At 67.3% G+C, this 12,659-nt stretch carries 13 protein-coding genes; 4 read left to right on the top strand and 9 right to left on the bottom strand.

The genetic code is table 11. The features are described from left to right. Positions 1-46: 46 nt before the first annotated feature. Genes ACTXG6_RS32700 through ACTXG6_RS32690 form a run of 3 tightly spaced genes read left to right on the top strand, consistent with a single transcriptional unit; the run spans position 47 to position 2,660 of the window. Positions 47-427 (top strand): hypothetical protein, encoded by a 381-nt coding sequence (locus ACTXG6_RS32700; protein WP_445183266.1) that lies wholly within the window; start codon positions 47-49, stop codon positions 425-427. Then, entirely contained in the window at positions 424-843 is a 420-nt protein-coding gene (locus ACTXG6_RS32695; RefSeq protein WP_445183265.1) for a hypothetical protein, read from the top strand. The genes ACTXG6_RS32700 and ACTXG6_RS32695 overlap by 4 nt, the downstream gene beginning before the upstream one ends. An 8-nt stretch (positions 844-851) precedes the next feature. After that, the gene (locus ACTXG6_RS32690) at positions 852-2,660 is read left to right on the top strand and encodes a hypothetical protein (protein ID WP_445183264.1); all 1,809 of its coding nucleotides are present in this window, start codon (positions 852-854) and stop codon (positions 2,658-2,660) included. Between the two features lie 230 nt (positions 2,661-2,890). On the opposite strand, the gene ACTXG6_RS32685 is transcribed toward ACTXG6_RS32690, so the two are convergent. From ACTXG6_RS32685 to ACTXG6_RS32660, 6 genes are all read right to left on the bottom strand, one after another. After that, entirely contained in the window at positions 2,891-3,418 is a 528-nt protein-coding gene (locus ACTXG6_RS32685; RefSeq protein ID WP_445183263.1) for a maleylpyruvate isomerase N-terminal domain-containing protein, read from the bottom strand. A 1-nt stretch (position 3,419) separates the two neighbouring features. Then, positions 3,420-3,908 carry an SRPBCC family protein gene (locus tag ACTXG6_RS32680; protein WP_445183262.1) on the bottom strand — a complete coding sequence of 163 codons (489 nt, stop codon included), beginning with the start codon at positions 3,906-3,908 and terminating at the stop codon, positions 3,420-3,422. Then, a complete protein-coding gene (locus ACTXG6_RS32675; protein ID WP_445183261.1) occupies positions 3,905-4,270 on the bottom strand; it encodes an ArsR/SmtB family transcription factor in 366 nt (121 codons plus the stop codon). Before ACTXG6_RS32675 ends, ACTXG6_RS32680 begins: the two co-directional genes overlap by 4 nt. A gap of 1,837 nt (positions 4,271-6,107) precedes the next feature. Further along, the gene (locus ACTXG6_RS32670) at positions 6,108-6,749 is read right to left on the bottom strand and encodes an AmiS/UreI family transporter (protein ID WP_445183260.1); all 642 of its coding nucleotides are present in this window, start codon (positions 6,747-6,749) and stop codon (positions 6,108-6,110) included. 179 nt (positions 6,750-6,928) lie between these two features. Continuing rightward, on the bottom strand, positions 6,929-8,182 hold the full coding sequence (gene fmdA, locus ACTXG6_RS32665; protein WP_445183259.1) for a formamidase: 1,254 nt from the start codon (positions 8,180-8,182) through the stop codon (positions 6,929-6,931). A gap of 927 nt (positions 8,183-9,109) precedes the next feature. Next, positions 9,110-10,207 carry a substrate-binding domain-containing protein gene (locus tag ACTXG6_RS32660; RefSeq protein ID WP_445183258.1) on the bottom strand — a complete coding sequence of 366 codons (1,098 nt, stop codon included), beginning with the start codon at positions 10,205-10,207 and terminating at the stop codon, positions 9,110-9,112. 63 nt (positions 10,208-10,270) lie between these two features. Between ACTXG6_RS32660 and ACTXG6_RS32655 the strand changes: the two genes are divergently transcribed. Next, positions 10,271-10,744 (top strand): MarR family winged helix-turn-helix transcriptional regulator, encoded by a 474-nt coding sequence (locus ACTXG6_RS32655; RefSeq protein ID WP_445183257.1) that lies wholly within the window; start codon positions 10,271-10,273, stop codon positions 10,742-10,744. A gap of 88 nt (positions 10,745-10,832) precedes the next feature. Here ACTXG6_RS32655 and ACTXG6_RS32650 read toward each other — a convergent pair whose 3' ends face one another. From ACTXG6_RS32650 to ACTXG6_RS32640, 3 genes are all read right to left on the bottom strand, one after another. After that, positions 10,833-11,033 carry a transposase gene (locus ACTXG6_RS32650; RefSeq protein ID WP_445190151.1) on the bottom strand — a complete coding sequence of 67 codons (201 nt, stop codon included), beginning with the start codon at positions 11,031-11,033 and terminating at the stop codon, positions 10,833-10,835. A 56-nt stretch (positions 11,034-11,089) separates the two neighbouring features. Beyond that, the gene (locus ACTXG6_RS32645) at positions 11,090-11,338 is read right to left on the bottom strand and encodes a hypothetical protein (protein WP_445183256.1); all 249 of its coding nucleotides are present in this window, start codon (positions 11,336-11,338) and stop codon (positions 11,090-11,092) included. Positions 11,339-11,663: 325 nt separating this feature from the next. Beyond that, complete coding sequence (locus tag ACTXG6_RS32640; protein ID WP_445183255.1) at positions 11,664-12,659, bottom strand: anion permease; 996 nt, start codon at positions 12,657-12,659, stop codon at positions 11,664-11,666.

Here is a 12,659-nt window from a genome sequence, read left to right as displayed (position 1 = left end):
GTTGTCACGCATGAGAGGTGTCAGCTCGTTTCAGAAGGAGGACGCCATGCCTAGTGCTAATCGAATGACCACGCCGGTCGCCGTCGACATCGATGTGCTCGAGGGCCGCTACGCGCCACTCGGCGACTACACCGTCAGCTTCGAGACGTTCAAGCAGGACGCCGACCCGGCCCCGTACTTTGTTGGCCTGCCCGGCGACCGCTGCCAGTGCCCGCACTGGGGCATGGTTACCGAGGGTCAGCTCACGTTCCGGTGGACGGACCACGAGGAGACCTACGTCGCCGGTGACTCCTACTACGCGCCGCCGGGGCACTTGCCGCTCGTGACCGCCGGAACGTCGATCGTGGAGTTCAGCCCGTCCGGGGACCTGGAGGCGACCATGGCGGTCGTTGAGAAGAACCTGCTCGACGCGGGAGCGCAGGCATGAAGGCGACGACGGCGACCCGGCCGGAGACGGCCATGGCCGTCGCGCACCTCATCCGGTTCCTCGAGACGGGGGCGGCGCCGGTAGGGCTGTTCGCGCCGGACGCCTTCCTCGACCTGTCGTTGCCGCAGTGGCGGATCCAGGCAGACACCGGGGAGGAGATACTGGCCGTGCGGGCCGAGGGCCATCCGTTCCCGGGACAGGTCCGCGTCGAGCGCGTCGAGCAGACCGACCACGGGTTCACCATCGAGTTCGAGGAGCGGTGGGACCACGACGGCCAGCGCTGGTACTGCCGCGAGATGATCCGCGCCGACGTCGTAGACAACCGGATCGTCGAGATGTCGGTGTACTGCACCGGCGACTGGGACGAGGCCAGGCAGCGCGAGCACGCTGCGGCGGTGCCGCTGATCCGTCCTTAGGATGAGGCGTGCCAATCGACGATCTCCTGGAGCGGGCCGACGCCGCGCGCGCGGCTGGCCGGGTGCAGGAGGCCGCCGGCCTCTATGACGAGGCGATCGCACGCTGCCGAGCCGACGGCGACCTCGCCGGTTGGACGCGCGCGGTGCTCGGCGCGGCGTCGGGCTACGTCTTCGGCGCCGAGCCGGGCAGGCTGCCCGCCCAGCTGTACGACGTGCTGGTCCGCACCACCGACGACGCCAGCCGGGCCCGCGTGGCTGCCGCACTGGCCCGGTGCTGGGTCTATGCGGGTCAGGCATCGCGGGCGGTGCAATTCGCGGACGAGGCGGTGGACCGGGCGCAGCGTGTGGACGTGCCAGGGCTGCTCGCCGACTGCCTCGACGCCGCTCTGGCCGCGCACTGGGGCCCGGATGACCTGGAGGCGCGCGTGGAGCTGGCTGGCCAGCTCGACGAGGTCGCCGCGCACGTACTCGACCCGGACGCCCGGCTGCAGGCGCACCTGTGGGGCTTGCAGGTGGCGTGCGAGTCGCTGCACGTGCAGGCGATCCATCGGCACATGCGGGCCCTCGAGCGGTTGGGTGAGGAGTCGCCGCGTGCGCAGTTCTTCGCGGCGTCGCGGCGGCTGATGCTCGACCTGTTGCGCGGGCGCACTGACACGGCGGCCCGGCTGGTCGAGCTGGCCGTCGCGGCGTCCGAGCGGGCGGGCCTTGCCGACGCCTGGATGGTGGTCGAGTCCATGAAGGGCTACGCCGCCGTGCAGGCCGGTGACCCGGCCACGTGCGCCGTCGTCGCGGCCGAGTGCGAGGAGTTCGCGACCGCCGAGGGAGTTCCCGTAGTGTGCGCCGAGGCCAGCTACCTCTGGGTCGCCGCCGGGCAGCCCGAACGCGCCCGCGCTCTCGTGCGCACGTTCCACGGACGCGTTCTCGACGAGCTGCCGCGCGACGTGAACTGGCTGCTGACGCTGCAGTGCGTGCTGGAGGCGGCGCTCGGCACCGGCGACGAGATCGTTGAGAGGGCGGCTCACCTGCTCACCCCATACGCCGGCCGGGCCGTATTCAACGCTGGCGCGGTCATGTTCCACGGCGTCACCGACGACACGCTTTCCCGCGCGGCGGGCGTTCTCGGTGATGCGAGTGCCGCCAGCCAACTGGGCGCCGGGGCACTTGCCACCTACGAACGTATCGGCGCCCGCTGGTGGCGCGACCGGCTCGCGGCATGGCAACCGCCCCCGTTCAGCACACACCCGGCTGGGCAAATGAAGCTACTGCCGGGAGCGGACGGGCTCTGGCTGGTGGGACCCGCGGACGCCACCGTGCCGGTTCGTGCACTGCGCGGCTTCCGCTACTTGCGCGAACTGCTGCGCCGGCCCGGTCAGTTCGTGCCGGCGCTCGATCTGGTCACCGGCGGCAGCGGCGCCGCATTACAACCCGGGCTAGGCGACGTGCTCGACGACCAGGCGCGCGAGGCGTACCGCCGACGGCTGAGCGACATCGAACGCGATCTCACCGAGGCCGAGGATTGGTCCGACGTCGGTCGGCTCGACGCCCTGCACGCCGAACGCGACGCGCTCGTTGGCGAGCTGGCCGCCGCGACCGGCCTCGGCGGACGGGCACGGGTAACCGGCTCCAGCCACGAACGCGCAAGGGTCGCCGCCACCAAGGCGATCACCGCCGCGATCGATCGCATCGCCACCGTCGATGCGCCGCTCGGCCGGCACCTGCGGGCCACGATTCGCACCGGCCTGCACTGCAGCTACCAGCCTGCCCCTGACGACAAACGAGACTGGATCCTCGACCAACGGCCTCAACCACCAAAGTAGGCTGGCTGCCCCCGGCGGCGACCATCCCCATGCGGGATCCTTCATCGGGACGGTGGCCGCATTGCCCCTGTCGACACCCCGAGCGTCCCATCGGCAGGCGGGTCGACGCGACGTGCGCGGTTGTGCTTGGCGACCGCACACTCAATCGGTCATTGGTGACGGGCGCAACCGGCCATTTGTGGCGACTCGACCGTCGGGCCGCCAGGCCGGGTCGCGGCCGATGAAGGCGATCAGTTTGTCCTGCGCGGAGGCGTCGGGGGCGACGGCCACGGCGGAACCGAATTGGCCGCTGTGGCGCAGCGTCTGCTCGATCGGCTCCATGGCCGCCAGCGCGGCCGCGCAGCGCTCCTGGCCCAGGTCCAGCTTGCGGCCGAGTGCCGTGGCGAGTCCCAGGAGTGCATCCAGAGGTCAGCGGTGTAGAACTGGTCGATCGCCTCGTCGACGGGCTTGTTTCCGGTGTGGGGGTTGCTGAGCACCCGTCCCGCGGGGTCGTCGACGATGGCTTGGATGTCGGCGACGTGCTGTGTCCAGGCCGCCGCCGGGTCATCCTCGACGTCCAAGGCTGGAAGGTCGATTCCGGCACCTTTGAGGAACTCGCGGGGCCACTCGACCAGGTGCTTCACGATGTCGAGAGCCGTCCACTCTGCGATGGGGCTGGGCCGAGCCCAGTCGCCGGTGGAGGCGGATTCGACCAACTCGGTGAACCGGGCCGCATCGTAGGCATGCTGGCGGGCCGGACTCGTGGGCGTTGAGGTCATCTCAGGGCGCCATCGCGAGCAGCTCGTCGAGTGTGTCGTAGCCCTCGTTGATGCCGACGTCCATGCCGCTTGACAGCATGGCGTCGCGGGTCTCGAAGTCCTGCACCACGCTCAGCGCCCGCAGCCGCGTACGCCCGCCTTCGATCTCCTCGAGGATCAGCGTCTCCAGCGCGACTCCGTCGGGCTCACCTTGGTAGGTGAAGGTCCGCACGATCCGCTCGTGGGGCCGCACCTCGTGGAAGCTGCCGTAGAACGAGGCGATCTCCTCGCCGTCGCGATCATTCGCAAAGGCCCATGCACCGCCGGTGCGGGCGTCCCATCTGGTGATCCTCGTGGCGACCGAGCGGGGGCCGACCCACTGCGCGTAGAGCTCGGGGACAACGTGGGATCGGAACACCTGCTCGGCAGTTGCGTCGAACTCGCGGATGATCTCGATCGTCGGGACCTTCTCGTCGGCCACGATCTCAGTCTCATGCTTGGTGCTGGTCACAATGCCTCCTTGCGGGTTTGCTTTTGGTCCTTCTCGTCAGCCATCCGGCCCAGCAGGGCATCGAGGCGTCGATAACGCTCCTCCGCCTCGCGGCGATAGCGCTCGATCCACTTCGTCATCAGGTCAAACACCTCAGCGTCCAGGTGGACCGGCCGACGTTGCGCCTCCCTGCTGCGGGTCACCACCCCGGCTTCCTCGAGCACCTTCAGGTGCTTGGAGATCGCCTGGAGGCTCATGTCGTATGGCTCCGCCAGCTCCCCGACCGTCGCGTCCGCGCCGGCCAGGCGGGCCACCAGATCCCGTCGGGTCGGGTCAGCCAAAGCGGCGAATACCCGGTTGAGCTGCTCCGTGCTCTCAGCCATCCGTCTTCCTCAACTCATCGGTTGAGTACGACCGTACGGCGCCGCCCGAGCATTATCAACCCGATGGTTGAGAAAGACAGTGATCATCTCGGGTGCGGCTCGATCATGGGGCAACCGGTCGAGCCAGCTGCCCCTCGGTCCCACTGCCGAGCCGGAACCGTGGCCTCCCGTTTGGCGAACCCGCTATGAAGAATCTCGCACGGGTACCTCATACGGGACGGGACTGGTGTCCCAGTTCCTTAGAAGTGGCACATCGCCCGACAGCCTGTCGACGGCACGTGAAAACTGGCTCTGGCACACATCCCGTGATGGTCGGGGTTGTCAGTGTGCGAGTAGGACGCGGCGGCGGAGCAGGTCGAGTTGACTCGTCCGTACATTTGTCCCTTGATCGCTTTGATTCTGGTGACGTTTCCTTCGACTGCGCCGCTGCTCCAGCGCAGGGTGAGCCCGGCGCGGACGGCGTCGTAGTCGGCGAGCAGACCGGTGGCGAATCGGCGTAGCGGTGAGTGTCTGGGGCGCATCATCAACGTGGTCACCTGGCGAGACGTCAGCGACCGCACGGGAGTCGGGCTGGGCGCGGTCGCGCTTGTGCGCCAGGTGCTCACCAGATCCCGCACCGATCGTTCGCTGCCTGTGTTGCCGCGACTACGGATCTCCCCAGCGAGCTCGACGGCGTTGGCACGCCGAGCTTGTCGAGTTTGCCGTAGCGCGAAAGCTGACAGCTCGTATGTGAAGCCCTTTCCCCAGCACGCCGACGTCAGCGGCGGCGGACCGCACGGCAAGACCAGCGCCGCCACCGACATCGCCGGCGGGAAAGCGGGAACATGGACGGCTTCATCAGCCAGGCAAAGGCCGGTCGCGGCTGGGCGCTTGTGGTGGCATGTTCTGAGTCATGTGTAAGACCGGGCCGACGGGGACAAGGAATAGGAGGAGGAAGGCCGGGACGGGAAGGCCCAGCAGGGCGGCTATGGCGGCGAGCACGAGCGGTGCGAGGGTCTGCACCGGTACGGCGTTCCGCAGCCGGGCCCGGATGGAAGACCGGGTATGGCGGTCCTGGACCAGTCGGCGCTCGATCTCGGCCCATGCTCGGGCCTCGTTCCTGCTGAGCACGCCGCCTCCTTAGTGCCGGTCAGCCGGGCGCTGAACCTGCCACACCGGATCACGGTGACAACTTGCATTTACCCCTGTATGTCTCGCGGTAACAGCGATGTTACGAATCGCGGACAGGGACTTCCCCGGCCGCGCGAGCCCACGTTTGGGGTATCACCGGTGTGAGGGGCGTGGTGCGGCATCTCATCGTGACGTGGAGGCGCCGAGGCGACGACGGCGAAGACCGGCGGGCGATCGCGATCTGGGTGCTGCAAGCGGCCTTAACGGGCCGGTGAGCACGGGGCTGGGTTCCGCCCGGCGGAGCGGCACCAACGTCCTATGCGGGCGCGGTCTTGGGCGCGGATGACGCCGTGCGAAACTGAGCGGCTCAGCAGTCGCTTCATTGTGGCGCCGAAGCCTTCGCCGCGTGGGTATCACCGCGACTGGGTGGTAAGCGTGATGGCAATGCATGTCGTGCCGATGCGGACAGCGGGAACGACTGGCAAGAGTAGCCCTCTGCTGTCGAGGAGCGGGCCTGCGGCTAGCAGCGGGATGGATGCGGAGCACACGAGGGTCGCGATAACGCGCAGCACCGAGCGGGCAATCGGTGGTGGGCGCACGAGGTGGCCAGGCGGGCTCAGAGGACACGAGCGCGTTCTCGATCTCTGCGAGCTCGTCTCGCTCCCGATCACTGAGCACCGCCGTTGACCCGCCGCCTTGCAACCACGTGTCGTTTCCAGCCGTCCGGTCAGACAGCCGCGTGCTCGCCGGGAGTTCGCTCGGCCTTCGTGACCGGTGCTGCGTGCCGTCTCATCGTGATGTAGAGGCCGCCGAAGACGACGACGGCAAAGACGGCGAGTGCGATCGCGATTTGGCTGCTGTAGGCGGCGTAACGGCCGGTGAGCAGCAGGAACGCCGGGACCCATGCGGTGACCCAGCCCTGGATGGCACAGACCGCGCCGGTGTAGCGGCTGAGGCTTTCGCGCTTGAGACCCAGCACCAGGAAGAACAGCAACCATAGGAACGCCCAGTACAGCCAGATCACGCCGAAGCCCGGGTCACGGAAGTGGACGAAGTTCAGCCCGGAGTAGACCAGGGCGGAGAGGACGACGAAGAGGCAGAAGTAGCCCAGACCGGTGCCGTCGAGGTCGAAGGAGATGTTGAGAGCGACGTAGAGGTAGGTGAAGGCGAACAGGTAGAGCCCGGCGGCGGACAGGATGGTGTCCGCGTTGCCGTTGGCGGTGAAGATTAGGTAGGTCGGAGTGATGATCTGCAGGGCGCCGACGAAAAAGTTCATCGGCGCTGCCGACTTCGCGTCGACCCAGCCCAAGAGCATTGCGCCGTTGATGAACAGCACGGCTCCGACGAACAGCAGTCCCACGGCGGCCATGGGGGCACACCTTTCTTGAGTCGTAAGTACCGGTCGCGGCCGCCCCGGGACGGGAGGGGAGGTCGTCGTTCGGGCGGGCGCCGCACGAGATTGGCGGCACGGTGGTGGGGGGAGGCTGCGGAGGCCGTACTCGGAGGTGAGGGCCCCCGCAGCCACTCGATGTTCTCGTGGTCAACTCCTCAGGCGACGGCCTTGGGTACACCCATGCCCGGGTGGACCTGGTGCGGGCCGTCCTTGCTGGGCCGCACGTTGAAGTCGAAGATCTCGGTCGGGATGTAGACGGTGGAGCACGAGTTCGGGATGTCCACCACGCCGGACAGTCGGCCCTCGATCGGCGCCGCGCCCAGGATCATGTAGGCCTGGATGTCGCTGTAGCCGAACTTCTGCAGGTAGTCGATCGCGTGCAGGCAGGCCCGCTGGTAGGACAGGTGTGAGTCCAGGTAGCGCTGCTCGCCGCCGAGCGTCACCGAGGTGCCGGAGAAGGCCAGCCACTCGCTGTACTGGGGGTCGGTCCGGCCGGGCATGAAGAGGGCGTTCTCCGACACGCCGTAGGTGTCCATGCCGCCCTTGATCAGGTCGACGTGCAGGTCCATGAACCCGCCCATCTCGATCGCGCCGCAGAAGGTGATCTCGCCGTCGCCCTGGGAGAAGTGCAGGTCGCCCATGGACAGCTTCGCGTCGTCGACGAAGACGGGATAGAAGATCCGGGATCCCTTGGTGAGGTTCTTGATGTCCTGGTTGCCGCCGTTCTCCCTCGGTGGCGCGGTGCGCGCGGCCTCGCGGGCCACCCGGTCGAACTCGTCGCCGGTGAGGTTGCCCAGGATCGCCGACTGCGGCAGCGGCGGCAGCGCGAGCGGCGGTACCCGGTTGGGATCGGTGTCGATAAGCGCTTGCTCGCGGGCGTTCCACTTGGCCAGCAGCGCCGCCGAGGGTGCGGTGCCCATCAGGCCGGGGTGCACGATGCCGGTGAACGACACGTTCGGCACGTGCCGCGAGGTCGCCACGCCACCGCGGAAGTCCCAGATCACCTTGTAGGCGTCCGGGAACTGCTCGGTGAGGAACCCGCCGCCGTTGCCGGTGGCGAACACCCCGGTGTAGCCCCAGCCCTGCCCGGCCAGCGGGCCGGAGTCCTCCTGCGGGATCGGGCCGACGTCGAGGATGTCGACGATCAGCAGGTCGCCCGGCTGTGCGCCCTGCACCGCGATCGGGCCACTGAGCACGTGGACGCCGGCCAGCGGGGCGTTGAGGATGTCGTCGGCGGAGTCGTTGTTCTGGATCGCGCCGTCGAACCACTCCCGACAGTGCACCCGGAACACGTCGCCCGGTTTGACCTGTACCAGGGCCGGGACGTCGGGGTGCCAGCGGTTGTGGCCGACGATGCGCTGCTCGGTGAATCTCTTCTGTGAGTCGAGTGGGAATACGACCTCGGGCATGGGACCACAACTCCTCATCTGTGATACGTGGATCAAATCTTCGGAACGTCGGCCCGCCGGGAAATCGGTCAGGGACCGGTGGGTGAGGGCCCGGGCAGCCGTTGCGGCATCGGGTTGAACGGGGTCCGCGCGCGCGGATACTCGGGTCGACCCGGTAGCGGAGACCACCTCGGGATCGGGACGGCTCTTGCCCGCGAGGATGACTTGTCCGACGCCCGGGCGGGCAATATCGAAATGATTCAGTGTCGAAGCCCCGGGCCCAGCGGAGCCGCGGTTAGGGTCGCGGCAACTTGCTGGTCTTGGGGTTCAGCTGGGGGGCAGGTGCGAGACGGTTCCTGCCCGGCCGAGGTCCTGACGGGAGTGAGGAGACGATCGCGGGCTCGGACCTGGACGCCTCGGCGTGGTCGATTACGGCCATGCGTTTGCGGTTGGCAAGTCCGAGCATGGGTGCGGTAAATATCCGTGCGGATGGTCCACCGCAGATTGGGCAAGAGACCGTCGCCGGCGCGGTACCGATCGGCCAGCCGATGTCGACGAGACCGTGCACGTCGCATCGATACCCGTACGTAGCCATCTGGGCACCCCTTGATGTAGACGACTCTGTCTACGTTCCGTGTTCGAGCTTCGGGTCCTACGCTCCGCCAGCTTCTTGAGCTGCGCAAGTGTACTGTAAGTCATTGGAAATTATTTCCTAGGAAAATACTCTCCGTTTAACATGGATGTCAACGGATCGGGTAAGAGCAGCCGAGATGACGACTCTCCAGCGCAGGAGCCCCCCGGCGCCGAGGAGTCAACTGAAACAGCTAGTCACGGCGTCGAACATCGAGGTGGAGACGACCATCCCCGATCAGGAGAGGGGCCACGGCCGGAGCGGGCAGCGGGACCATCAGCGCGTCCCAGGGCCGCGAGTTGGGGCTGTTCGGGAGGTCAGAGCTCCTGAATGACGTCCCAGAGCAGGCCGTTGGCGGCCGCAAGGAACACTCGCTGGCGCAGGTGCCGGTCGCGAAGTTCGACGGTGCCGCGCGGGCTTTCGTAGGCGAGTCCCTCGGACACGGAGGTCAGGGCGGTGACCTCGACCGAGCCCGCACGGCGCATGAGCTCGGTGAGTAGGCGTACGCCCTCGTAGCAGGACTCGCCCAGGCTGTTGAGCACGGGAGCGTCGGGGCCGAACCGGCGGAAGTACGTCGCAGCGAAGTCGAGGCCGGACGTCGTCGCGAGATCTTCGAAGTAACCGGCGGAGGTCATGAGTCCGCGCGTGTTCTCCGCTCCGGAGGCCAGGAGGACGTTCTCGTCGATCAGCGAGCTGAAGCGCAGGACATCTCGGTCCAGGCCGCTCGCGCTGAAGGCGCGGTTGAACTCCACCGCGTCGTTGCCGATGAGCAGCATGAGTACAGCCTCGCAGCCGCTCGCCTCGACACGGTGCAGGACTTCGGAGAATTCGGTGGTACCGAGAGGGACGTACATCTCGTCGCAGACCGTTCCGCCGATCTGCCGCAGGTAGTGCCGCGCGGCCCGCGCGGATCGGCGCGGCCAGACGTAGTCGTCTCCGACGATGGTCCATTGTCGGACCCCGACCGTACTGGCGAACCAGTCGAGCGTCGGGCCCAGCTGCTGATCCGGCGTCTCACCGGTCAGGAACACGCCGGGTCGGTGCTCGCCGCCCTCGTACAGAGCGGTGTAGGCGTACGGGACGCGACCGTCGATCCGGGGCGCGACAACCTCACGAACAGCGGAAATATGCCATCCTGTCACGGCCTCGATCGCACCGGCGCAGATCAGCGCGTTGACTTCCGCCGCGACAATTGCGGGCGCGGCCCCACCGTCCACGGGCACGAGGTTCAGCTCGCGGCCGAGCACGCCGCCCTCGGCGTTGACCTCCTCCATGGCGAGTGCGGCGCAGCTCTCACAGGACGGCCCGAATATGCCGGCGGGTCCCTGCAGGGGAATGACGAGCGCCATGTTGAGGACGTCGCGCCCGCGTAACGGCGGCACCGTCAGGTGCTTCGGCGCCACGCATAGAGTCATGGCGTCACGCTAGCCCTAGCTGTAAAGATCGTGTTGCTCCAATCGTAGGGTTAACATTCCTCAATGGCGGCAAGCCCGGACCGGTCGACGCTGGTCAGTGATGAGTCTCTACGGCTGCTCTCGCTGGCGGAGCGCTCCCTGACCCAACGTCTCGATGAGGCACTCAAGGCCCACGGTTCGGGAATTGATCAGTGGCGGATTCTGTCGCTGCTCGTCGAGCAGGGCGGTTGCCCGATGAATGTGATTGCGGACCACGCGATGTTGCTGGCGCCGAAGTTGAGCAAGCTCGTCGACCGGATGGTGTCGGCGAACCTGGTATTGCGCCGCGCGGACGAGCGCGACCGTAGGCGTGTGCTCGTTGTCGCCTCCCCTCGTGGCTACCAAGCACTGGCGAAGTGGGATACCGCCGCCACAGAGGTGCAGCAGCAGTTCCAGGAGATCCTGGGGTCGCAAGCCGCCCAGCTCCACGACCTGTTGCGCCGGCTGTCCCAGGGCCTGGGGCGCGCCTCGACGCCCGCCGACAGCGCCGCCGACTGAGAACCTCATCGTGCCCGCTTCACCAGACCGACCATCAGCCACCGTCACTCATCAACCGAGCCTGTGGGTGCCCGAAACCCTGTCCACGTCATGCCGCCTGCTGGTATTCGTGGAGGAGGCCGCCGATGCGGTCGTGTCGTTGGATCTTGCGGATGTCGGTCGGTGCATGGTGGGGGAGCGGCCGTAACGGAGCAGCCTGCCCCAGGGTGCGGTGTGGACGGTGATCGTTGTAGTGGCATTCGAACTCGCGCAGCAGGGTTGCGGTGTGTCGTTGGTTCGTGATCAGAATCCGATTGAGGAGTTCGCGGCGGATGGTGCCGACGAAGCGCTCGGCGATCGCGTTCGCTAGCGCAGGATCGTGGCCGGGGTGACCAGGAATCCGCGGCGGCGACGAGGAGGTAGTAGTCGGGCGAGGGCGGCGATGACGGCGCGGTCGGTCCAGCTGATCTGCGGTCGTGGTGTGCGTCGCTGCAACACAGCCAGTTGATGGCGCAGGACGAGAATTTCGATCTCGTTGGCGGTGTTCGAGCGGGAGTGGAGCACCATCCAGCTCAGCAGCTTCGTGAACATCTGGTTGATCAGTTTCACCGCCATCGGCGGATCATGCCTTGCCACCACCAGCCGTGAAGCGCCAGGTCAAAGTCAGTGCGCGAGGTTTCGGGCACTCACACCGTGGCTGGGATACCGCGAGGACACGCTGCGCATCAACGAAGTCTTGGCCGGGGTGAGATGGCCGGCGCAGAAGTGGCAGATGATCGCGCACGTCGTGCAGGACCCCGCGCGGCGGGTGCCCGGACAAAATCTCGGATGGTGTACATAGTTGAGTGGGGTCAGCCCGGACGTCCCGAAGTAGATGGCGGTGTCAGGGAGTCAATGCACCACCAAGCCCTAGCAGCCTAGATCAATGAGCAGCGCGAGCTCAGCGGACGAGCAGGTGCAGGCATTGGAAGGCGATTGCGGCGAAGAGGGCGGCCATGGGCAGGGTGAGGACCCAGGCCGTGATGATGTGGCCGGCGATGCCCCAGCGCACCGCAGAGAGTCGTTTGGTCGCGCCGACGCCGAACACCGCTGAGGTGATGGTGTGTGTGGTGGAGATCGGGGCGGCGAAGGCGAACGCGGTCACGTACAGCACGGTGGCCGCGGCGGTCTCCGCTGCGAAGCCATGCGGCGGGTCCAGCGCGATCACGCGCCGACCGAGGGTACGCATCACCCGCCAGCCGCCGGAGGCGGTGCCCGCGGAGATCGCCCCGGCCGAGCAGAGGATCACCCATGGCGGGATGGCGAAGCCGTTTTGGCCGCCGGCCACGACGAGGGCCAGCACAATCACGCCCATGGTCTTCTGGGCGTCCTGCAGCCCGTGACCCAGCGCCATCGCCATCGCCGAGATGATTTGGGCGCGACGGAAACCTCTGTTCACTTTCGCCGGGCGACCGCGCCGGAATATCCACAACAGTGCGAGCATCAGCGAACCTGCTAAGGCGAACCCGACCAGCGGTGAGACGAGCATCGGGACTACGACCTTCGTCACTACCCCCGTCCAGTGCACCGACGCGGAGGCCGAGAGCGCCGCGCCTACCAGTCCCCCGATCAGCCCGTGGGTCGAGGACGACGGGAGCCCGAAGTACCAGGTGATTAGGTTCCACACGATGGCCCCGACCAGCGCCGACAGCACGATCACCAAGCCGGTTATGCCGCGCGGCGCGTTGATGATGCCTTCGCCGACGGTACTGGCGACCCCGGTACCAAGAAACGCCCCGACCAGGTTCATCACCGCAGCCATTCCCAGGGCCGCACGGGGGGTCAGTGCGCGGGTGGAGATCGAGGTGGCGATCGCGTTCGCCGCGTCGTGGAAACCGTTGGTGTAGTCGAAACCGAGCGCAACAACGATGACCAGTACCACCGTGGCCAGCTCCAT

The sequence above is a fragment of the Pseudonocardia sp. Cha107L01 genome (assembly GCF_052566575.1).
Note: the sequence above shows the minus strand (reverse complement) of the source record. Positions and strands in the feature narration are given on the sequence as shown.

What these genes read in the sequence shown, in the direction of transcription:
- ACTXG6_RS32700 (WP_445183266.1), top strand. Translation starts at nt 47, where the DNA reads ATGCCTAGTGCTAATCGAATGACCACGCCGGTCGCCGTCGACATCGAT.
- ACTXG6_RS32695 (WP_445183265.1), top strand. Translation starts at nt 424, where the DNA reads ATGAAGGCGACGACGGCGACCCGGCCGGAGACGGCCATGGCCGTCGCG.
- ACTXG6_RS32685 (WP_445183263.1), bottom strand. Translation starts at nt 3,418, where the DNA reads ATGACCTCAACGCCCACGAGTCCGGCCCGCCAGCATGCCTACGATGCG.
- ACTXG6_RS32675 (WP_445183261.1), bottom strand. Translation starts at nt 4,270, where the DNA reads ATGGCTGAGAGCACGGAGCAGCTCAACCGGGTATTCGCCGCTTTGGCT.
- ACTXG6_RS32670 (WP_445183260.1), bottom strand. Translation starts at nt 6,749, where the DNA reads ATGGCCGCCGTGGGACTGCTGTTCGTCGGAGCCGTGCTGTTCATCAAC.
- fmdA (WP_445183259.1), bottom strand. Translation starts at nt 8,182, where the DNA reads ATGCCCGAGGTCGTATTCCCACTCGACTCACAGAAGAGATTCACCGAG.
- ACTXG6_RS32660 (WP_445183258.1), bottom strand. Translation starts at nt 10,207, where the DNA reads ATGACTCTATGCGTGGCGCCGAAGCACCTGACGGTGCCGCCGTTACGC.
- ACTXG6_RS32655 (WP_445183257.1), top strand. Translation starts at nt 10,271, where the DNA reads ATGGCGGCAAGCCCGGACCGGTCGACGCTGGTCAGTGATGAGTCTCTA.
- ACTXG6_RS32645 (WP_445183256.1), bottom strand. Translation starts at nt 11,338, where the DNA reads ATGGCGGTGAAACTGATCAACCAGATGTTCACGAAGCTGCTGAGCTGG.
- ACTXG6_RS32640 (WP_445183255.1), bottom strand. Translation starts at nt 12,659, where the DNA reads ATGGAGCTGGCCACGGTGGTACTGGTCATCGTTGTTGCGCTCGGTTTC.